The organism is Paenibacillus sp. ALE3 (genome assembly GCF_054113405.1).
Window position 1 is genome coordinate 1,544,137 of record NZ_CM134214.1, and the last position, 22,140, is coordinate 1,566,276.

General features: G+C 43.6%; 21 protein-coding genes. 16 read left to right on the plus strand and 5 right to left on the minus strand.

What is annotated here, in order from left to right:
* Positions 1-24 precede the first annotated feature (24 nt).
* The gene (locus ACXHJ2_RS07035) at positions 25-2,286 is read left to right on the plus strand and encodes a helix-turn-helix transcriptional regulator (RefSeq protein WP_165079608.1); all 2,262 of its coding nucleotides are present in this window, start codon (positions 25-27) and stop codon (positions 2,284-2,286) included.
* Here the strand turns inward: ACXHJ2_RS07035 and ACXHJ2_RS07040 are convergent.
* On the minus strand, positions 2,283-3,182 hold the full coding sequence (locus ACXHJ2_RS07040) for a carbohydrate ABC transporter permease (protein WP_165079609.1): 900 nt from the start codon (positions 3,180-3,182) through the stop codon (positions 2,283-2,285). The genes ACXHJ2_RS07035 and ACXHJ2_RS07040 overlap by 4 nt on opposite strands.
* A 269-nt stretch (positions 3,183-3,451) precedes the next feature.
* On the opposite strand from ACXHJ2_RS07040, the gene ACXHJ2_RS07045 reads away from it, so the two are divergent.
* The 7 genes from ACXHJ2_RS07045 to ACXHJ2_RS07075 all read left to right on the plus strand — a co-directional run bounded on the left by ACXHJ2_RS07045 (position 3,452) and on the right by ACXHJ2_RS07075 (position 11,648).
* On the plus strand, positions 3,452-4,417 hold the full coding sequence (locus tag ACXHJ2_RS07045; RefSeq protein ID WP_165079610.1) for an ABC transporter permease: 966 nt from the start codon (positions 3,452-3,454) through the stop codon (positions 4,415-4,417).
* 21 nt (positions 4,418-4,438) lie between these two features.
* Positions 4,439-5,062 (plus strand): YesL family protein, encoded by a 624-nt coding sequence (locus ACXHJ2_RS07050; protein WP_126666827.1) that lies wholly within the window; start codon positions 4,439-4,441, stop codon positions 5,060-5,062.
* Positions 5,063-5,090: 28 nt separating this feature from the next.
* A complete protein-coding gene (locus ACXHJ2_RS07055) occupies positions 5,091-6,611 on the plus strand; it encodes an extracellular solute-binding protein (RefSeq protein WP_040103344.1) in 1,521 nt (506 codons plus the stop codon).
* Positions 6,612-6,782: 171 nt separating this feature from the next.
* Positions 6,783-8,144, plus strand: coding sequence for a glycoside hydrolase family 28 protein (locus ACXHJ2_RS07060; RefSeq protein ID WP_165079611.1), 1,362 nt, complete (start codon positions 6,783-6,785; stop codon positions 8,142-8,144).
* A gap of 23 nt (positions 8,145-8,167) precedes the next feature.
* Entirely contained in the window at positions 8,168-9,052 is an 885-nt protein-coding gene (locus ACXHJ2_RS07065; protein WP_165079612.1) for a dienelactone hydrolase family protein, read from the plus strand.
* A 44-nt stretch (positions 9,053-9,096) separates the two neighbouring features.
* Complete coding sequence (locus ACXHJ2_RS07070) at positions 9,097-10,074, plus strand: pectinesterase family protein (protein WP_058829858.1); 978 nt, start codon at positions 9,097-9,099, stop codon at positions 10,072-10,074.
* Positions 10,071-11,648: a glycoside hydrolase family 43 protein gene (locus ACXHJ2_RS07075; RefSeq protein WP_165079613.1), complete on the plus strand. Its 1,578-nt coding sequence runs from the start codon at positions 10,071-10,073 to the stop codon at positions 11,646-11,648. The genes ACXHJ2_RS07070 and ACXHJ2_RS07075 overlap by 4 nt, the downstream gene beginning before the upstream one ends.
* Before the next feature lie 58 nt (positions 11,649-11,706).
* On the opposite strand, the gene ACXHJ2_RS07080 is transcribed toward ACXHJ2_RS07075, so the two are convergent.
* Entirely contained in the window at positions 11,707-12,594 is an 888-nt protein-coding gene (locus tag ACXHJ2_RS07080) for a LysR family transcriptional regulator (RefSeq protein WP_013371973.1), read from the minus strand.
* Between the two features lie 118 nt (positions 12,595-12,712).
* Here ACXHJ2_RS07080 and ACXHJ2_RS07085 point away from each other — a divergent pair, with 118 nt between their 5' ends.
* Both ACXHJ2_RS07085 and ACXHJ2_RS07090 read left to right on the plus strand, forming a co-directional pair.
* The gene (locus ACXHJ2_RS07085) at positions 12,713-13,738 is read left to right on the plus strand and encodes a YeiH family protein (protein WP_025676482.1); all 1,026 of its coding nucleotides are present in this window, start codon (positions 12,713-12,715) and stop codon (positions 13,736-13,738) included.
* A gap of 190 nt (positions 13,739-13,928) precedes the next feature.
* Positions 13,929-15,473, plus strand: a complete 1,545-nt coding sequence (locus ACXHJ2_RS07090) for a GH25 family lysozyme (RefSeq protein ID WP_165079614.1) — start codon at positions 13,929-13,931, stop codon at positions 15,471-15,473.
* Positions 15,474-15,544: 71 nt separating this feature from the next.
* Here the strand turns inward: ACXHJ2_RS07090 and ACXHJ2_RS07095 are convergent, their stop codons facing one another.
* Positions 15,545-15,811 (minus strand): DUF2642 domain-containing protein, encoded by a 267-nt coding sequence (locus ACXHJ2_RS07095; protein ID WP_025676485.1) that lies wholly within the window; start codon positions 15,809-15,811, stop codon positions 15,545-15,547.
* Between the two features lie 169 nt (positions 15,812-15,980).
* Between ACXHJ2_RS07095 and ACXHJ2_RS07100 the strand changes: the two genes are divergently transcribed.
* The gene (locus ACXHJ2_RS07100; protein ID WP_013371969.1) at positions 15,981-16,109 is read left to right on the plus strand and encodes a hypothetical protein; all 129 of its coding nucleotides are present in this window, start codon (positions 15,981-15,983) and stop codon (positions 16,107-16,109) included.
* A gap of 190 nt (positions 16,110-16,299) precedes the next feature.
* Here the strand turns inward: ACXHJ2_RS07100 and ACXHJ2_RS07105 are convergent, their stop codons facing one another.
* Positions 16,300-16,527 carry an LSm family protein gene (locus ACXHJ2_RS07105; RefSeq protein ID WP_013371968.1) on the minus strand — a complete coding sequence of 76 codons (228 nt, stop codon included), beginning with the start codon at positions 16,525-16,527 and terminating at the stop codon, positions 16,300-16,302.
* A gap of 115 nt (positions 16,528-16,642) precedes the next feature.
* On the minus strand, positions 16,643-17,311 hold the full coding sequence (locus tag ACXHJ2_RS07110) for a cupin domain-containing protein (protein ID WP_165079615.1): 669 nt from the start codon (positions 17,309-17,311) through the stop codon (positions 16,643-16,645).
* 456 nt (positions 17,312-17,767) lie between these two features.
* Between ACXHJ2_RS07110 and ACXHJ2_RS07115 the strand changes: the two genes are divergently transcribed.
* The 5 genes from ACXHJ2_RS07115 (at position 17,768) to ACXHJ2_RS07135 (ending at position 21,963) form a co-directional block, all read left to right on the plus strand.
* On the plus strand, positions 17,768-18,421 hold the full coding sequence (locus tag ACXHJ2_RS07115) for a cell wall hydrolase (RefSeq protein ID WP_090738760.1): 654 nt from the start codon (positions 17,768-17,770) through the stop codon (positions 18,419-18,421).
* Between the two features lie 187 nt (positions 18,422-18,608).
* Positions 18,609-18,959 carry a hypothetical protein gene (locus tag ACXHJ2_RS07120; protein ID WP_013371964.1) on the plus strand — a complete coding sequence of 117 codons (351 nt, stop codon included), beginning with the start codon at positions 18,609-18,611 and terminating at the stop codon, positions 18,957-18,959.
* Positions 18,960-18,990: 31 nt separating this feature from the next.
* Positions 18,991-19,977 (plus strand): ketoacyl-ACP synthase III, encoded by a 987-nt coding sequence (locus tag ACXHJ2_RS07125; RefSeq protein WP_040103354.1) that lies wholly within the window; start codon positions 18,991-18,993, stop codon positions 19,975-19,977.
* Positions 19,978-20,177: 200 nt separating this feature from the next.
* Entirely contained in the window at positions 20,178-20,720 is a 543-nt protein-coding gene (locus ACXHJ2_RS07130; protein WP_040103355.1) for a GNAT family N-acetyltransferase, read from the plus strand.
* Positions 20,721-20,859: 139 nt separating this feature from the next.
* Positions 20,860-21,963: a glycerol dehydrogenase gene (locus ACXHJ2_RS07135; protein WP_040103356.1), complete on the plus strand. Its 1,104-nt coding sequence runs from the start codon at positions 20,860-20,862 to the stop codon at positions 21,961-21,963.
* The last annotated feature ends 177 nt before the right edge of the window (positions 21,964-22,140 follow it).

Genomic DNA, 22,140 nt, shown 5'->3' on the forward strand with positions numbered 1-22,140 from the left:
ACCAAGAACCAAAGGGGGAGCGCAATGAAAAAAGGAAGAATGTTCTACACTATTTTTATTACGATTCTGGTTTTGGGAATAGGATTGGTGGCCAGCTTCGGCAGCTACATCTATTTTACAACAATTAGCTCCGTTGTGGAGAGAGTTTCCAATACCAAGCAAAGCTACATGGCGCAGATTAGAAATAGCCTGGAGCAGAAAATTCAAACGATTGAATACGCTTTTAATACGTATAGCACGACCAGTTCCTTTAATGAAGTTGTCAAAAATCCCATTACAGAAAAAGATTTTGTAGCATATCGGAATGTGAATAACCAGCTCAATTATATTGCTACGATGGGATTAGAAGGAACCGAGTATTCACTGATCAGCCTAAATCAGAATTGGAGAATCTCCAATGGAAGCCTGTCTTATTTGACGAAAACGGAACGAGAACAGCTGATTAGCACCTATATCGACCACCAGGATAAGGGACTATTCTGGATTAAAACAGATAAAGGAATCCGTTTTGTGAATACCTTGCCTGTGTTTTCCAAAAAGAAGCAGGCCATTGCGCTGTCTGATATTTCGTCGCAGACGTTAAGTCGTACCATTCAAACAGAGGATCATATGCCTGTGATTATTTTGAATAACAAAGGCGACTTAATGTACGAAACGGAGCCTGCTACTCCCTTATTGTCTACTCAGCAGCTTCAGCACATTTCAGAAGTAACTGCTAAATCAGACAACACAGGCATGCTAACGTTGGAGAAAACGGAGCATCAGCCAGCACGGCAAATCATTTATGCTAAATCTGCTTACAACAATTGGACTTACTTAACGGTATTAGATAAAAAAGAGATTGCAAACGCGTTTCAAACGACCAAATTTGGGATTATCATGATGGGCCTTGTATTAACGCTTTTAATAGTGGTGGTGGCCTACATCATTGCCATTTACTTTACCAAGCCATTTCAGCAAATAAAACGCAGCTTGCCGAAAAATCCTAATTTCGCATTCAAAAATGAACCTTCTAAAAATGAAATTGAGTGGATTATTAATTCCATCGACAACATTGTAACTGAGAAGGAAAGCTTGGAAAGTCTCATTCAGTCCGAAATGCCACAGTTGGAAACGCAATTGATTCTCAACCTGTTTCGCAAACGTGTTTCCGCAGAGGAATTGGCACGAAAAATGCCACGTCTGGGCTACCCGCAGATCGAGAATCAAATGTATATTACCTTGTTAGTTCAACTGGATAATCTGGGAGATCGAGAACCTTCGGATAAAGATATTTTACTGCTGGCTATTAACAAAATCGTAGAAGAAACGATTCCAGAGCAGCAGCGTATGCTTCCGATCATTTTGAACGATAACACCCAGGCTACCATTTTAATTTTGGCAGGTAAGAGTGCACAGGAAATGAGAAAGCAAGTGCTGGATCATGCGACCCTTTTGATTCAGCATGTAAAAGAGTATTTGAATGTATCCATCAGCATCGGTATTAGCACAGCGTATGATAACTTGTTAGAAAGCAAAGAAGCTTGTGAGATGAGCAAGCAAGCATTACATCACCGTTTAAATCTAGGTAAAGAGTCGATTATTTTTTATGAGGATATTTCCATGGTCATTTCAGGTCCGGTACTGCTTCATTATCCTGCGGAATTGGAATCGAAACTGTTTGATGCCATTCGCATAGGGGATGAAGAGCAGGTATATCATACCGTGCACTCTTTATTGGCAGAAATGATGACGAAGAACAATCATTCCATGAACTTTGAAGTGCTATTGGTACGATTTGTGAATAACCTCATCCAATTAGAGCAGCTATTAGGGATTGAAGTGCTGCTGACGCAAGACAATCATGCCTTGTATCACCGTTTGCTGGATATCCGTAACCCGGAGGAGATAGAACGCATGCTGTTAGAACAGGTTATTTTCCCCATGGTAAAAAGCATGAAGGAGAAGACCAACCAGCAATTCCGCTGTCTCTCAGAGAAAATTGCCGCGATTATCCGTGCTGAATATGACCAGGAATTATCATTGGAACTCATTGGAGATCGACTGCATTACAATCCGAATTATTTAAGCAGCATTTTCAAAAAAGAATACGGAACGACGTTCAGTGAATATCTGATGGGCTATCGCCTGCAAATGAGCAAAAAGTGGCTCGTTGAGACAGATATGACGATTAAAGAAATCGCCGAGCGATTGCAATATCATAATTCGCAAAACTTCATCCGCTCTTTTCGAAAAAAGGAACAGGTTACACCAGGGGCTTATCGAAAGATGAAGCAAGCCAATTAACCTTTAACCGCCCCCAGCAAAGCTCCTTTGACAAAGTGCTTTTGCACAAATGGATACACGATTAACATTGGAACGGTCGCTATAACAATGACCGCCATCTTAATCGTCTGCGCAGGCGGGATGACATCTACCGCGGTTCCTTCTGCCTGCATACCACTGGAGACGATAACAATTTGGCGAAGTAAGACTTGAATTGGCCATTTGGCTGAGTCATTGATATAGAGAATGGCGTGCATATACGTATTCCAGTAGGCAACAGCATAGAACAAAGAAATAGTTGCAATAGAAGGCAGGGCTAATGGCAACATAATTTTAAAGAAGATTCCAAAATCGTTGCATCCGTCCATCTTAGCCGATTCCTCCAAATCATCCGGCAATGCCTGAAAAAAGTTACGCATGATAATCAGGTTAAATGCATTAATAGCCACGGGCAGAATCAAGGACCAATACGAATTGATCAGCCCCATGCTTTTGACCACGAGGAATGTCGGAATCATCCCCCCGCTAAACAACATAGAGAACACGACAATGAAGTTAATCGTATTGCGGCCAAGCAGATATTTCCGGGATAATCCATAAGCCATAAAAGCGGTAAAAATCATACTTACAACTGTACCCACGATCGTTACTCCGACCGAAACCCCAAGTCCTCTAAAAATCGTTGGAGTGGATAGGATATAGCGATAAGCATCCAGAGAAAAAGTAACAGGGAATAAAATAAACTTCTTGGCGACTACTTCCTCAGTTGAGGCAAATGAGCTGGCGATGATATTCAAAAAAGGTAAGAGACAAGTGAGGGCAATGAGAATCAAAAGTGTACTGTTTACAATGTTGAAAATACGACTGCCCAGTGATTCTTTTTTTCGTAATTTTGGTTTGATTAATGGTTGTTCCAATGTGGGTGACCTCCTTGTAATCGTTTACATTTAAACCTTATCAAGAGGAAAGAATTCCGTATATAATCAAATCTTGAGGTGTTCTCTAAGCGTGGAAAACAGAGGATGATCATTAAGTTGTGTAGTAATCATTAGCTAAGGTGAAGAGGCTATAAAGTAGGCTGTCGGCCTACTTTTGTAAACGCTATCATTTGATGATTATATGCGGAATGCCGAAAATAACGTACTCTTGAAAGCGTATACAGGAACGTTTGAAGGAGGTCGAACTAATGAAAGTTTCAAGTGTCCCCGCACCAAACATGAAGATGAAAATGAAGAAGAACAAAAGAACAACGGAAAGCCTTTTACGAATGCAGAAACACAAGCTGCTCTATCTGATGGTTTTACCCGGATTGGTGTACTTCATTATCTTCAAGTACTTCCCTATGGGGGGATTGGTAATTGCATTTCAGGATTATCAAGCATTTCAGGGAATCACAGGCAGTCCATGGGTAGGAATGAAGCATTTTATTCGTTTGTTTACTGAGCCTACGTTTTTTATGCTGCTTCGCAATACGCTGATTTTATTTGCACTGAATATTGTAATCTTTTTTCCGTTGCCCATCATATTGGCGCTCATGCTGAATGAGGTTAGGAAGATGTTTTTCAAAAACATTATTCAAACCATTATCTACATTCCGCACTTTATGTCATGGGTTATCATTGTTTCGATTTCTTATGTTTTCCTGACAGTGGACGGCGGTGTACTGAATGAAATGATTGCCGCGCTGGACGGTGAGAAGATCAGCTTCTTAACATCTCCGCAGTGGCTGCGAACGGTATATATCGGGCAAGTGATTTGGAAGGAACTCGGCTGGTCTACCATCATTTATTTATCTGCAATTACAGTGGTGGATACGCAATTGTATGAGGCAGCAGAAATGGACGGCGCTGGACGTTTGCGAAAGACATGGCACGTGACGTTGCCAGCGATCCGCCCGGTTATTATTACATTGTTAATTTTGAAAATTGGTAGCACGCTGGATTTGGGCTTTGAGCATATGTATCTGCTATTGAATTCATTAAACCGCGAGGTTGCCGAAATCTTTGACACCTATATTTATACTGCGGGTTTAAAGAATGGACAATTAAGTTTCAGTACGACAGTAGGACTTTTTAAAGGTGTAGTAGGTTTAATTCTGATTATGCTCTCCAATCGACTCGCTAAGAAATTTGGTGAAGACGGCGTTTACTAATGACGACGGGAAGGATGCAAAATGGTACGGTTTGTAGAAAACATGAACAAATGGTGCATGCGCCTGCTACGCCTGGTCTACCTTAACTTGCTGTGGACCATTGCGACGATCCTGGGCTTGGGTTTTATAGGTGTTGGGCCTGCAACCGTTGCTATGCTTAGCATTTTAAGGCAGTGGATTCGGGGCAATGAGGAAGTCGCCATTTTCTCGACGTTTGTACGTTACTTTAAAGAAAGCTTTAAAGAAGCAGCCATCATTGGCGGGCTTTACAGCCTTGTGGGTTACGTGCTCTACGTGGATATCGTCAACGTCTCATCCTGGTATATTCGTGTGGTGACGCTGATGGGTGCCTTTTTGTATCTTATCTCTTTGGCATACATTTTTCCGTTGCTGGCTCACTATGATTGGAAAGGCATCAAGCTGAAGATCAAGATGTCGATCGTGATTGGTTTTTCGTATTTACAATATACACTTGTTCTTTTTGTAGCCATTGTCGTGCTTTATGCATTGATTCTAGGCTTGTACCCAGGAATTCTAACTTTTGCCGGAGCGAGCATCATCGGTTATCTCGTGATGTGGATGACGCATCAGGTATTCAGCAAAATAGAGCGAGAGGTTCTGGTGAAAGAGGAAGATATGGTATGAATATACAAACCAAAAAGGAGCAAACACGATGAAAAAAGGAATCAAGATGAAAAAGGGAGTGTCAGGTCTTCTTGCCGCACTTATGGTCATGAGTGTTTTTCTAGCTGCTTGTGGTGACAAGGGAACTGAAGATCAAGGCAGTCAAACCTACGATCCTAAATCTAAACTGGAATTTACCTGGCTAAACGTATTGCATACAGCCTCTCCGCCTACAGAAACGATTAAAAGTAAAATCGAAGAATACACCAATTCCAAAATTACGTTCAACTGGGTACCGGATGCTTCCAAGGAAGAGAGAATTACCACCGCACTGGCTTCTGGTGAATTGGCAGACATGGTGACTTTGACGATGATGACAAATTCTTCAGTGCGTAGTTCATTGAAATCAGGACTATTCTGGGATGTAGGCAAATACTTGGATGATTATGAGAATTTGAAAAAGATCCCGCCTGAAGTGCGCGAAGCCGCTTCCATTGAAGGGGTGCTATATGGTGTTCCGTTCCAGAAGAATCTGGCTCGGGCGGGTCTGGTCATTCGTCAGGATTGGCTCGATCGCTTAGGACTGAAGGTGCCGACCACACTGGATGAGTTGTATGAAGTTGCGAGAGCGTTTACAGAAGATGATCCGGATGGCAATGGAAAAAATGATACGACTGGGTTTGTTGACAGATCGGATCTGCGCTACAGCAGTTTCAAAACGTTAAGTTCCTATTTTGGTACACCTAATGGCTGGAAAGTAGATGAAAACGGAAAGTTTACGCCGGAATTTGATACTCCTCAATATTTGGAGACCTTAAAGTATTCCAATAAATTATACAAAAACGGGTATCTCTCCAAAGACTTTGCTGTAACCGCTAAAACGGACCAGCAACAACAATTTGCACAAGGTAAAGCAGGTATTTATACAGGCATGATCGATATTTCTAACCTCAGAACCTTGTCTCAAGGCTTACAAAAAGGGCTGAAGCTGGTACCTGTCAACAAGATTTCGAATGGAGATGGACAATACCACGTATGGTCTGAGGGAAGCGGGGTAGGAGGCTTGCTGGCATTTCCGAAATCTGAAGTAAAGACAGAAGCTGAGTTGAAGAGACTGCTGCAATTTGTAGATGACTTAATTGACAAAGATGTATACATGTATATGACCGGTGGTCTTGAAGGTACTCATTATAAAATTGAAAAGGATGGTTCCTTCAAAATTACGAATACAGATTTGTGGCAAGCAGACGTTCAGCCGTTTTCAAGCTCCAGACCAAGTGAAGTGACTTATAACTTAAAGGATGCCAATCCGGAAAAGGAACTGGCTAACGAATTAGTGCGAGAAAATAATAAATTTGCTGTTCTGGACCCGACAGTGCCACTGGATTCAGCCACCGCTAATGAACAAGGAACAGAGCTGGAGAAAATCATTACCGACGCCTCCTTCAAATTTATTATGGGTGAAATTGATGAAGCCGGATTTAAGGCAGCTGTAGAAAACTGGAAAAAATCAGGCGGAGCACGAATTACCACTGAGTATGAAGAAGCGTATAAGAAATCGAAAAAATAAAGATATAGGTTGAATATTAGTATACATGAATTGTCACTACGCAGGCGGATGGTGCTTATCATTGCTGACACTTGTCCAGCACCATTCCGCCTACTCCGTTTTACAGTGTATTTTCAAGCCCAGTCTATAAATCATTATCATTCACAAAAAATAAAGACAGGAGAGAACGAAATGCAATTGTACAACATTGTAGATTATGGAGCAGTTCAGGATGGTAAGACGATGGCAACAGAGGCGATTGCGGCTGCTATTGAAGCGGCAAGTAATGCTGGTGGAGGCACCGTTTTTGTTCCGGCTGGAACGTACCTAACGGGCGCTATTTTTCTGAAAAGCAACATTGAGCTGCATGTAAGCCCTGGCGCTATTCTTTCCTTCAGTACGGAACTGGCTGATTACCCTGTAGTAGAATCCAGATGGGAGGGCGTTCAGCGGGAAGTACATGCATCGTGTATTTATGGAGAGAACCTTGAGAATATTTCGATTACAGGCAGCGGAACGCTGGATGGAAATGGTCAGCCGTGGTGGGAAAAGCATCGGAATCATCCAGAGGAGTTACAGTATCCGAGACCCAAATTAATCAGCTTTGACCGTTGTCAGCGGGTTACCATTAAAGATGTTATGTTAAAAAATTCCCCCAGTTGGACTGTAAACCCCATTGCTTGCTATAACGTTACGATTGATAATTTGTCCATTCTTAACCCGGCGGACTCTCCCAATACGGATGGTATTAATCCCGAATCCTGTTCCAATGTTCGTATTAGCAACTGCAATATAGATGTAGGCGATGATTGTATTGCGATCAAAGCAGGAACCGAAGATACGCAAGAACGGATTCCTTGTGAAAATATTACGATTACCAACTGTACAATGGTACATGGTCATGGTGCTGTCGTGCTGGGAAGCGAAATGAGCGGAGATATTCGTAATGTTACGATTAGCAATTGCGTGTTCAAGCAAACGGATCGGGGTATACGTCTGAAATCAAGACGGGGACGCGGTGGAATCATCGAGGATATTCGCATCAGCAACATTGTGATGGAGGAGGTCATTTGTCCATTTATTCTAAACCTGTATTATTTCTGCGGACCTCGGGGCAAAGACAAATATGTTTGGGATAAAAATCCCTATCCGATTACTGATGAAACTCCGTGCTTTAGAAGAATCCATTTTTCTGATATTACGGCAAGACAGGTTCATGCGGCGGCTGGCTTCTTGTACGGACTTGCAGAGCAATATATCGCTGAAATCACATTTTCCAATATTGATATTTCTATGGCTAAAAATGCGATTCCCGGTCGTCCGGCCATGATGACAGGGATTGAAGATATGAATAACCGTGGTTTTTATCTCGGTAACGTGAAGGATATTCGTTTTCAACAGGTTACGATTGAGAATCATGAAGGTCCTACCTTTTATATTGAAAATGGGGAAAACGTTGAAATCAATCGTTGCCATTCGAAGAATACAGCTCAGCCTGAAAAGCTGATAGAACAAGTAACGGTACAACCTTCTGAACAGAATGTGCTGAACTAGGAGGGATGAAAGGAGAATAAAACGTGGATAAGTTGCAAGCATTGCTGGGCGACCTTCCGGCAGATCGCCCTATAACGGCAACTCTGCTGAATCAAGAAGAGCGGGAGGGATATCGACTGGAGTGTCTCCTACTGGACTTGAACGGAATCGAGTCTGTGCCCGCTTATGTAGCTAGACCCTTACAAGGGAACGGCCCGTTCCCATTGGTCGTTTTTAACCATTCGCACGGGGGCAACTATACGAATGGACGTAAGGAGTTGCTCCATAGCAGTCCTTACCTACAGCAGCCCTCGTTTGCTACAGTTCTGACAGACATGGGATATTGCGTGTGCTGTATCGACATGTGGTGCTTCAATGAACGTGGAGGCAAAACCGAGAGCGAGCTGGTAAAAGAAATGCTCTGGCAGGGCCAGGTGCTGTGGGGCATGATGCTGTATGATAACCGTCGTTTGGTAGATTATATGTGCCAGCGTGAGGACATTGATGCTTCCCGTATCGCAACGATCGGCATGTCGATGGGTGGACTTATGGCATGGTGGATGGCTGCTTTAGATGAACGAATACAGGTCACGGTTGATATCTGCGGACAGGTAGATGCCCATACGCTGATCGCCAAAAGGGGATTGGATCATCATGGGTTCTATTCCTATGTTCCCGGCTTGTTGAAGCATTTCACCACGTTGGATATTCAAAAGCGGATCGTACCTCGCCCACGGATGAGTATAACAGGTCAAAATGATCGAATGTGTCCTATAGAAGGAGTCGAGCATTTGGCAAACGGGTTGTTGGAAGCTTATCAGAAAGCAGGTCACCCTGAGCATTGGCAGCCTGTGATTGCGGGCGGTGGTCATATGGAGACATTGGAAATGCGAACGGCTTGGCAGTCATTTTTAGCTGAACACTTGTAAATCGGCTGAACACTTGTAAATCAAATGAAAGGATTGGGGTAACCATGCTAGTCGGAAAAGAATCCTTTTGTGATTTCCACACCATTCAGGAGGCGATTAATGTATTGGAGCAATCGCCTTCCAACGAAATGGAAACGCTAACTATTTTATCGGGTACCTATGAGGAAGAGGTGCGGATTTACCGTTCAAATCTACATATCATAGGCATCGGACAGGTAGAGATTCGAATGAATCGGTACGCCAGGGAGCGGAATGAAGCAGGTGAGGAAATAGGAACCTTTGCGACACCCACTTTATTTGTAGGCGGCAGCCATTTGATCTTGGAAAATCTCATCATTTCCAACACGGCCGGACAGGGAGAACACATTGGGCAGGCCGTTGCGGTATACGCTCATTGTGATCAAACCATCTTTAGAAACTGCACCTTTAAAGGGTACCAGGACACGTTATTTACAGGCCCTCTGCCTCCTGCACCCAAAGAACGATTAAAATTTGGTGGAATTCCTTTGAAAGAACATCACGCATACTATCGCCAGCTCTATCAGCATTGTTACATCGAGGGTACGATAGACTTCATTTTTGGCGGGGCTACCGCTTACTTTGAAGATTGCGAGATTCGTAGTTTGCGTCATCATAAGAACCATACAAGCTACGTTACAGCCGCCTCTACACCGCAAGGACAAACGTACGGCTATGTATTTGATCATTGCTATTTAACCGCAGAGCCTGATATTACCCCTGTTTTTTTGGGTCGTCCATGGCGGGAATATGCCAAAACCGTATTTGTCAATTGTAAAATGGGCGACCATATCGATCCGCGTGGCTGGGACAATTGGGACAATGTCGCGAACGAGAAAACCGTATGCTATCAGGAATATGGCGGATCTGATGAAATAGCTTCATTACGTCAGCAGCGTGTTCCGTGGGCGGATTGTTTTGAAGCGAGGACAGAAGCATGGAGCAAGGAACAGGTTTTTGAGGGAGTCGCATTTTGGAAAGCAAGGAGAAGTGATGTCTCATGATGATCCAAAACCCTATATTAAAAGGCTTTAATCCCGATCCGTGTATTACGCGAGTCGAGGATACTTACTATATTGTAGTGTCATCGTTTGAGTGGCTGCCTGGAGTACGGGTGTACCAGTCCAAAGATTTGGCTCATTGGGAGCACTGCACGGATATTTTGACTGATCAGGTTGACTTGAGGGGGAACCCAAAAAATTGCAGCATTTGGGCACCGCAATTGAGCTACGCGGATAACCTATTTTATCTACTCTATACGGATGTGAAAAGCACCAAGCGTCCGTTCAAGGACGTTCATAATTTTGTGATAACAGCGCCTACGATTCACGGGCCGTGGTCGGAACCCGTTTATCTGAATAGTAGTGGATTTGATCCGTCTTTATTTCATGATGAGGATGGACGCAAATGGCTATTGAACGCCTTATGGGATTACCGCATGTTGGAAAGCAATAAGTCTTCAGGTATCGTCATGCAGGAGTATGACAGTAGTCAACAGCGGCTTGTTGGCGAGCCTGTTAAAATTTTTGATTGCACTCCATTGAAGAAGACAGAAGCGCCCCACATCTACAGGCAGAACGGTTATTACTATCTTATTACAGCGGAAGGTGGAACAGGTACGGGGCATGCAGTTACCGTAGCACGCTCCAAGCAAATATCCGGCCCGTATGAAGTGGACCCGCATAATCCGATGCTTACATCTCGTGATCAGCTGAATTTCCCGTTACAATGCGCAGGACATGGCAGTCTTGTGCAAACACCTGACGGAGAATGGTATATGGCCCATTTATGCACACGTCCAGTGGAGGGGAAATACGCCATTTTAGGGCGCGAGACAGCGTTGCAACAAGTCTATTGGAATGATGAAGGCTGGCTGCGATTAACCGCCGGGGGCCATACACCTCAATTGGAGGTGCCTGCGCCTCAAGGGACAGTTTCGATTAAGCAAGAGCAGCAGGAGTATATTTTCGAAGACTTTTTCGAGGGCCCCACAATTGATAAATCGTGGAACACATTGCGTATCCTGGCGGACGATAGCTGGTGTTCATTAAGTCAGCGCCCAGGCTACCTTCGAATTCATGCTGGAGAATCCATACAAAGTCTATTCAAGCACCACATGCTTGCCATTCGGCAAACGGATCATCATTTTCGGGTAGAAACAGCACTGGAGTATCAGCCAACAAGCTATTTGCAAATGGCGGGACTTTTGCTGTATCTCAATGAAGAGGACTATTTGTATACGTATGTCAGCTATGAAGAGGGAGTGGGAAAAGTGCTGCGCATGATGCGCTGTGAAGCTAATTCATTTACGTTAGTTCCGCAAGTGATTGCACTTCAGAATGATCTTCCTGTACATTTGGCTGTAGAGGTCCATGCCTCCTATGCACAATTTTATTATGGAGTCGGAGATGAGCTTTCCTGGAAGCGACTTTTTGAAATACAGGATATCAGCTTTTTGTCGGGAGGATTTACAGGGAATTTTGTAGGTATTGCTGCTCATGATATGCAACAATTCCAAGGGAGCTACGCTGACTTTTCCCATTTCTTATACTATGGTAAGGACCATCTCTCCTCATAAAAAATATAATACTGACTATATTGCAAGCACCTTAATCGGTGCTTTTTTCTTTTACAGGTTACCTTTTTACATTATAATCTCGCAAAATCTCCAAAAAAGCAGTGGTTGCTTTCGTCTCAAATACCGCAGAAGGGGTCAGAAAGGAGAATTTCCGAATGAACGGGAGATTGAGAATATCCAATACTTCTAATGTTCCCAAAGCAAGTTCCTTTTGAATTACCCATTGGGACAGCAAAGAAATCCCCAAGCCTGCTTCTACAGACTCTTTGATGATCTGTGTACTGCCAAAATTCATCATATGAGAAGGATAAAATCGAAGCTGTGCAAACATCTTTTCAGCCGCCTCCCGGGTTCCAGAGCCTTCTTCCCGCAGAATCCAGATGTCATCATGCAGCTCATTTATATCCACTTGAGATGTACCGGCCAAACGATGATTTTGCGGAACGACAATAACCATTTCATCATCGGCGAAGGATTCAATGTGTAAATGGTCATGCTGAAATTCTCCTTCGATAATGCCCACATCCAGTTGATTATGAATTACGAGCTTTTCAATTTCCAATGTATTGCCGATGGTAATAGAGGGCTGAATGAGCGGGTACTGGATTCTCATTTGCGCAATTACATGGGGTAGTACATATTCACCATACGTGTAGCTTGCACCAATAGACAGGTTACCCTTTGCCGTATGCATTAGTTCGTCCACCAAGTACTGCATACGTGTATGGAGTCGGATAATCTCCTGGGCATGATGATACACAATTTCACCTGCTTTAGTTAAGCGCACATATTTATTACTTCGCTCCAGGAGCCGGGTTCCTACACTGCGTTCCAGTGTTTGAATATATTGACTTACCGCAGGCTGGGTCATATGTAGTGCCTCAGCAGCTCGTGTGAAGTTTTGTTTCTCCGCAACCCTAACAAAGACGATTAAAGATTGATCCAAAGTCTATTCCTCCAAATTTATCATGCATATTTACTTATCATCATTATTATAATGATTTATTTTTCTTATGACAAAATACATATTAAGCTGTATGCATGTAGAATTGGAGGGAATCAGCATGAAGAGTCATATTCAACACGTCAAATTTTTATTGAACAGGGGTCGATTATTTCAGTTTTTATTTGGCATTGTGCTAACGATGATCTTTGCACTGGCAGGATACGTCCTGAACGAAGTGCCGGGCTTTCATTATGTAGGTCCATTGGCATGTGCAATGTTTCTCGCTATACTATACCGACAGTTGTGGGGGTACCCTGAAGCTGTACGCTCAGGAATTGAATTTTCAGCCAAGAAAATACTGCGCGGAGCTATTGTATTATATGGATTGAAGCTAAATATGGATGATGTTATTCATCATGGGCTGGGTTTGCTTATGCGCGATGTAGGCACTGTGGTATTTGCCATTTTGTTTACGGTTTGGCTCGCCAAACGATTTAAGGCAGATGCTTCGATTTCGCTTCTTCTCGGGATTGGAACCGGAGTTTGTGGTGCAGCAGCTATTGCAGCTGTTTCTCCTATATTGAAGTCCGACGATGAGGATACAGCTATAGGTGTCGGACTCATTGCCTTGGTTGGCACGGTATTTGCCATTTTGTTTACAGTGCTTCGGCCTTGGCTTCCTCTGACAGATATACAGTATGGAATCTGGTCAGGCATCAGTTTACATGAAATTGCACATGTGGCCTTAGCGGCAGCACCTGCTGGACAGGATGCTCTTGCCATGGGTTTATTAGCCAAATTGGGGCGTGTCTTCTTACTCATACCGCTTAGCTTTATTTTAATGTATTGGATGAAACGAACCGGAAAGATTCGTACAGGTACTAAAGTAGAGTTCCCCTGGTTCCTCATGGGCTTTATTGCGGCAAGTATTTTGGGAAGTTATGTTTTTGGAAAATATATTGTAGTTTCACCTAGTCTAATGAACGAACTTTCTCAGCTTACTACCTTTATGTTAACGATGGCTATGGTAGGCATGGGGCTAAATGTGAGCTTTAAGACTTTGCGAGAGAAAGCAATGCTGCCCTTACTGGTACTATCTGTTACTTCGATCATTCTTGTAGGACTAACATTTGTAACCGTATGAATAACTGGAATAAGCTCTGCTTGAGTATAGCTGGCAGAGCTTTTTAGTGCTTTCGTATTATAAGGCTGAAATATATAATGAATGAATCGTAACTTTTTACATAGGAGTCGCGTCTATCAAAATGGAGGCTTTAGAGGGGCATAGAATGTAAAATTTACATAGTGAAAAATTAGAGATTGGTAGGGTACATATGAAGAAAATTTGTTTGTTTGCTTTTTTGTTTCTGTTTCTACTAGCATTTCCAAGAGAAAGTCACGCTGCGTCTTCAAATTCACATATTCAGCTGGATGGTAAAGATATAAGTGTCAGCAAAGGGGTGCAGATCCAGGAAGTAAAGGGCAATGTGCTGGTTCCACTCCGTCTTATTGTAGAAGAATTGGGTTATAGTGTGAATTGGGAGTCCAAGACAGGGACTATAACTATACATAAAGAAAATCTTAACCTGAGCCTTCAGGTCAACAATCCCATTGCCTCAGTCAATGATCAACCGATGGGGTTGGCTGTAGCTCCTTTGCTTAACGGGGGGACGACTTATGTTCCGCTTCGCTTTGTATCTGAACAGACAGGAGTGGAAGTGGTCTGGAACAACGAACTTAAAACCGTATTCTTGACGACTCCGCCTGCTTCAAGCGGAAATAGCGTGACCACCGGTGATCACTCTGCTACTCAAGCTGCAAGCGATGCTATAGAGAGTGAGCGTACGGCTGTAAACCAAATTCGCTTCAACAATCACCAATTGACGATAACGGTGGATGGAAAAGTAAGCCCCAAAGTCACCAAGTTAACTCAACCAGATCGTATTGTTGTAGATATACCTGATTCGAAGTTTGGTGAGGAATTTCCAGCCTCACAATCAATTAACAATGGTGGACAAGGAAGCTTTCCAGTCACAGAAGATCTAGATGTTTCCAAGGTAAGATACTCCATGTTTAGTACAAACCCAGCCTCGGTACGTATTGTGGTTGATCTTGATCACAGCACACCCTTTCATCTTATTAATGCAGATGATGGTAAAGTGATCGTAGCGTTGGATCAGGCAACGGAGGAGTCAGCATCTACCGATACTGTTATATCTACTATACCTGTTGAGCCTACGATGTCTTCTGACGGACACGCGCAGGGGATTGACGTCTCGCACCATAATGGCAATATTGATTGGCAGCAAGTGGCGGCGGCAGGCAAGACATTTGCTTTTATTAAAGCTACAGAGGGCACCAAGTATCAAGATAATCAATTTTTAGCAAATGTTCAGGGGGCCAGAGATGCTAACATCCTGGTTGGCGCTTACCACTTTTTGAACGCAACTACCGTGGATGGAGCTCGCCAGGAAGCAGCTAATTTTGCTAGGGCTATAGATTCAGCAGGAGGAAGGCTAGATCTGCCCCCTGTGATGGATTATGAAAATAATCCCAAAGGTCTTACTTCCGCACAGATCAGTGAAGTGGCTCATGCATTTTTGGATGAAATGGAGAAGCTTACCGGGCGTGAGCCGATCGTATACACGGGAAACGTCTTTGCTTCCAAGTTTGATCCTACGTTTTCTATGTATAAATTGTGGGTAGCGCGATACAGCACTACGCAAAAGCCGACCGCAGTTCCAGCTTGGAATAGCTGGTGGGCTTGGCAGTACAGTAGTACAGGCAGTGTTCCAGGTATTAGCGGCCAAGTCGATCTAGATGAGTACAATGGAACGATAGATGAACTTCGTGCTTCATTGGCAGGCTCGCTTGATTAGCAGGTTCATGTCATGATTAATCCTCGCGAATCCGAATTAGGATCTGCGAGGATTTTTAATGTCTGATTTGGTTAGCCAGGCATGATCCATACGATTTCGCTGATTCGAACAAAGAATTTTTTACCGTATACATCCAAGATGACATGGTCAGGCTTACTATCTACTACACATCCATCAATTCTGCCACGTGTTGTTTCAAGTACAACGTACTTGCCGATCATCGATTTTAATGTTTCTACGACATACGGATCTACGGGGTGTACCACGACATGGTGGGAGGTAGGATGGTGAGGAAAAGGTTGGTTAACGTTATAATTGAACATTTGATTTGAATTCAATTGCTTCACTCCTTCAGGATTAGTTGTGATATCCTATGCTCCTGCCTAGAAAAGGTGTAGGCTAATGCCCATCAGCGAGAATATTCATAACATTGCCAAAAAGCCCGGTCCATAGGAAAGCTCAATACATAAGCTATGTTGTACCTTGAATTGAAGGAGGCAATGATCCATGAGTGAATGTGAAAGAGGTTGCGGTGGCGGTTCAGTAGGGGGCTACCCAGGCGTTTGGACATCGACAGGAGCTATTCTGGTGCTGTTCATTCTGCTCGTTATCATTACAAAGTCTTTGTGGGTCTAAATTGAATTGAGTTAGCTTAACCCCCCATTGGGATATAACCGATGGGGGGTTAAGTGTTTTAGAGAATGGATCGTATGATAAAACACCCCAAATAACAGCGTACAGGCCCTACACAAACTGTGCCGGGCTGGGCAGCTGTCACATGAGGTGCTTTGGCATCTATAGACAGGAACGGGCAATGGATTGAGGACTAAATTAAAGCAATCGCCAACAGGGTGAACAGGCTTAAAGTTAAGATTTGATTACCGTACCCGTAAGGATAAAAGGCAGACGTTTGTACACGTCCATTCCGTTCAGTTTTTAAGTACACATTATTACGATCCACATCTGTAATGGTTCCTTCGTACTGTTTTCCATCAATGGTGAGAATACGCACCCTTTTATTCATACAGTTCAAACAGTTGTAGTAAGCGTCCATTCAATCACCCCCTCTTATACACATTGGCATTTTATGAGAGAGAAAGCCTTATGGTAACGGCGAACATACAGGGAAGGGGGATTCCGTCGTACTTAAGGTCTGACTAGGGTTAATCTTACTCTTGATAGGGATTAAAGGAAAAGCCAGGATATCCATGGGTATAGGTGTAGCCTCTTTGGGGGGCGACCTGACGATGTGATGAAGAAGTATCGGTTAGCCTTACGTGAATCCCTGGTTTTCGAGGTGGCTGCTGTTTGCAGTCATTGGAAGGACCGATGATGATAGGTTTTTTTATAGGGGCGAGCGCTTCCTGGACCTTTTTTTCATCCAGACAGTAAGTATGAGCCATAATGTTACTTGGCGTGAGCCGCAAAACATCGGAGCCCAAAATGAATTCAGGGACTGGAGCGTTAAAAATCGCCAACAAGTGAGTGTTGTCCACCGTGGCGACTAGATAGTGCCACCATCCCTGAGGGACGTTAGCCACCTGTCCAGGTGTAATCGGAAAATGTCGTAACTCGCGGGTAAAAGGATTAATCAGTGACACGGTCACTGCTCCAGAGATACAGTATATTAGTTCTGTGGCATTTTGATGGTAGTGAGGCTCTACAACATTAGCAGTGCTGAGACGGATATCCAGTAGCGATACATTTGCTAATGTATTCAGCTGCTGGATCGACAGCTCGTTGATTGAGTTCTGAGCATCTTTCTGAAACAAAATATTGTCGCTTAAATCATAGGTGAACTGTACAGTGGGAGAGGTGTAATCCATATATGAATTCACGTGTTCTTTCCTGCCTTTCTGTTACTCGAAATGAATGATCGTACGCTACTCTATGCATTCGCCCATATATATGTGCACAAAAATGTGGTTTAAAAAAGCAGATGTCAGGTTCAGGTCCTGGGTAGATTGAATCGAAAAATAGCGAAAAAAGTCACGTATTCAAGTGTAGTCAAAATGTGATCTATTGCTTCTCATACACGTCATCCCTTGCTGGATAGTGTTTTATTGATTTGGGTATTCTTAGGACCAGAGCCGGATGATACGTAAATGCGGCTTGTGGTATACTGCAACGGACGTGTGAACGCATCAATGTCCGATTCCATATGTAGCCACGCGTCATTTCCGCAGCTAGTCATAAGTTATGGCACAAGAAGCATCATCGGATAAACGTCCCTGAGTTGTACAGGCCGGAATGGTTGCACCGGACAGAACATGAAAGAGGAGGTTGTCTGGAATATGAAAAAATTATCTATTTTAATCCTGTCCTGCGCATGCATGTTAGGTACTGTATTATCAGTCGCACCAGGACAAGCACAGGCACAATCGTCAGCTTTAAAGAAAGGGATTCAAAGCGAACGAGTGCTGGAGCTTCAACAGCAGCTTCATTCACTCGGTTACTTCAAAGCTGGTTTTACGGGATACTATGGCTCTTTGACCAGCAAAGCGGTGGCTCGTTTTCAGAGGGATCACGGTCTGGCGCCTGACGGTATTGCCGGAGCGGCAACACAGGCCAAGCTCGATTCGTTCGGAAAGGTCCGCGTAACCGCGTTGGATCAACTGGCACGGATCATTTATTCCGAGGCGCGCGGAGAATCGTTTGAAGGACAAGTAGCTGTTGGCGCTGTCGTATTAAACCGTGTACAGTCCGGCGAGTTTCCAAGCTCGATTCCGGACGTTATTTTACAGCCGGGTCAATTCACCGCTGTACAGGATGGTCAATACCGCTTGAAACCCAACAAGACTGCGTATCGAGCAGCCAGACAGGCACTTAATGGTGCTGACCCGACCAATGGGTCTTTGTTTTATTACAACCCAGCCATTGCCACAGCCAAATGGAGTAAAAGCCGTCCGGCAGTCATTTCGCTTGGTCGTCATACATTTACGAATTAATTCCATATGGTCATTTGTAATTTTTTCCAGCCGTCAGTAGCTTCTTCTAGAAGCGGTGACGGTTTTTTGTGTATTCACAAACTTGTAATATGTTAGGGATGATGTATCTCGTTTCATATTAAAAATTCTACCTATTATTCCGATACTCTTAATAGACAAAAAATGAAATCAAAGGAGTCTTTCTAAAATGAGTCAACATCCTTATACCATCGAAGTGGATCAAGTCATTAAAACGGTACATATGGCAGTGAATGGAGTTTTTAGCCAAGAGGAGTATGACAGCTTTGTAAAGGATTATATAGCCAAAACTTCATCTATTCAGGCATCGAACTTTACACTCAGGGTAGATTGCACCCAAATGGCACTTTTGGGACCAGGTGAAGTAGAGAAACTGAAGGGTTCTTTTGCACGTTATAAAGAAACTGGATTTGCCAAAATAATTTTTGTCATCAGCCTCCAGCAAACGATTATTAAAATGCAGCTTGGTCGTGTAGCACGTGAAGCAGGATTAAACAACGTAGATATTGTAGTACAATAATGCGCTGACGTATGTGTAAGGGGGAAACCTGATGAGCCATATCAGAATAAAAGCACTGGGAGTGCACCATCCGTCCCATTCGTTGGATAACGAATATTATGTTCGCCATTTTGACGAGCGGGGAAAGGATATTCGACGCTTCATGGAGCATATGGGTAGAAAACAGCGTTATATCATTGATGATCCGAACGAAAACGGTCTAACCATGGGAATAGCAGCTGCGCAAAAAGCTCTGGAGCAAGCCGGTATGACAGGTCGTGATGTGGATATGATCGTGTTCTCCACTCAAGTTCCTGAGTCGCTGTTTCCGATGAATGCCTTGTTTGTACACCAGGCGATTGGGGCCAGACATGATGTGGCAGTGATGGATTCCAATGCAAATTGCGCAGGGATGACAGTAGCTGTCGATCAAGCCAGTCGGTCGATGATGTCTAATCCCGAGGTGCGGACAGCGCTTATTATCGGCTCAGATTATAATTCGCTCATTTCCGATCCCGCGGATGAGATTACGTATGCGAACTATGGCGATGCTGCATGTGCAGCTATTTTGGAGCGTACAGAAGAGGACACTGGATTTATAGATTCCCTGTATTATACGGACCCCATCAATATAGATAAAATATTGTACCCGGCCCGGGGGTTAGCGGCGACCCTCCAAAGGAACGCACCCGGCAAATTTATTCAGTGGCTTCCGTTCGACGCCAATATGGCCTTGCCTCCAACATTTGAACTGCTTGAACGCATTATAAAAAAGAATGGGCTTACACCTCAGGATGTACGGGCTTATTGTCTGTCGCAGTTTTCATTGGCCAATGTGTTGAAGATCCAGGATCATTTGGAGCTAGAGGATGACCAAATGATTTATGTGGGTGATCGTTATGGTTATACAGGTACCAGCAGCCCGTTCATTGCTCTATATGAAGGTATCGAATCGGAGCGTATCCGGCGCGGCGATTATGTGCTATTTTGGACGATTGGAGCTGGATATCAACTGGTTGCTATGTTGTTTAAATATTAGGAATACGAAGACCTTGCAGCTGCAAGGTCTTTTTGTATATCCCACCATGATATTTGTAATGATTTGGTTGTGTTAGGTATGATTATTTTGTAAAATTTAAACAATGAATTCATTAGGGAGAGCTTATATTGCGGACGTTGGATAACATGACAAAGATGACGAAAACATCGTACACAATTCATAATAGGAGCTGAAGAGTCATTAAAATCGAAAATTTATTTTACGGGGAACGAATAAAACTGGCCGCAGTTAGGGAAGAAGATGCTGAACTGATGTTCAAATGGGGTGAGGATGCGAAGTATTTGCGCAATGTAGATACGGATCTGGCACTCCCCTACACGTTGAAACAGATGGAATCAGAAGGATCTCCTAGCTCTAACGAGGTCTATTTTCGCTTAAGAACATTGGCAGACGATGTCCTGATCGGATTTGTTGCTATTCATGGGATTGAGTGGAATAATCGCTGCGGGCAGCTGGCAGTAGGTATAGGTAATACGGACTACCGTGGCAAAGGTTTTGGAGCGGAAGCTATACGTCTCATTCTTCGTTATGCGTTTTATGAGCTGAATTTAAATCGGGTCGGCTTGGATGTGATTGAGTACAATACACAAGCGATCCGTACCTATGAGAAGGCAGGGTTCCAGCTTGAGGGGAGAGTTCGTTCCGCTGTTCTCCGTGATGGCAACAGCTATGATCGCATCATGATGGGCATTCTGTACTCTGAATGGAGCTCGTCTCTTTAAATGTAATAGATACACAATTTGTTCATAATATATTCCATAATAAGCCTTTTAATAATGTGAAAAGAGGTTTATAGTTAAGGGGTCACATGCCCAAATCATTATTAATTTGAGTATGAGTCAAAGCTGAGGAGGAATTTACATGGCAAACGTTGTAAGGTCCGTTACTTCACCCAAGAAATTTATTTCTGGACAAAATCTGCTCTCGTCGTTAAATGACTACATTAAGGATTATGGCGATAAGGCCTATGTTATTTGCGATGAATTTATCCTTGAAAGAGCCCAAAAGGAGGCAGGTGCTTCGATTGAAGCAGCTGGTAACCAGGTGGTCTTCGAGAAATTCCAATATGAATGTACAAAAGAAGAGATTGATCGTAACCGTGAATTAGTACGCAAACATGGTTCGAACATCATTATAGGGATTGGCGGGGGAAAAACGCTGGATACCGCCAAGGCAACAGCCTATTATGAAAAGCTGCCTGTCGCTATTTTTCCAACCATTGCTTCTACAGATGCTCCTTGTACCGCGCTTGCGGTTATTTACAAGAAGGATGGCTCCTTTGATGAATATTTGTTCCTGCCTACGAATCCAGATGTAGTACTTGCAGATACAGGTATTTTGGCAGCGGCGCCTGCACGTTTCTTTGCAGCTGGTATTGGTGATGCACTGGCAACTTATTTTGAAGCTCGTGCGTGCTATCAGGCCAATGGGGACAATCTGGTGCTGAACAAGCCTTCCACTACAGGTCTGGGACTTGCTCGCCTTTGCTATGATACATTGCTGGAAAATGCCGTGAAGGCAAAGCGTGCAGTGGATCGTAAAGTATATACTCGTGCAGTTGAGGATACGATTGAAGCGACCATTTATCTGAGCGGTGTCGGAGCAGAATCAGGCGGATTGGCAGCAGCACATGCTATTCATAATGGCATGACGGCTGTTCCTTCACTTCACAAAGCACAGCATGGTGAGAAAGTTACATTCGGCTTGTTAACTCAGCTGGTGCTGGAAAACGCACCAAAAGAAGAGCTAGAGACCGTGATTAAGCTGGTTAAGGATGTAGGTCTTCCATTAACGCTTCGTGATCTGGGTGTAGAGGTATTTGTTGAGGCTGAATGGCGTCAGGTGGCTGAAGATGCTTGTGCAGCAAATGATACAATGGTCAACATGCCGTTCCCAGTTAGTCCTGATGATGTGTATAACGCAATCATCGCAGCAAATGCGATTGCAGAATCCTATCAAGAATAGTTTCTTTCTAGCTAGAAAAATGGATTTACAAAGACGGGTCTGTCATATCACTGACAGACCCGTTTCGTTTACGTGCACGATCTTGTGAAAGAAAAGAAGGGGATCAGGGACTTATATCCTATCTTGTTCTGACCGATATAGATGTAACAGGGAAAATAGGTTGGTCACACAGCAGGA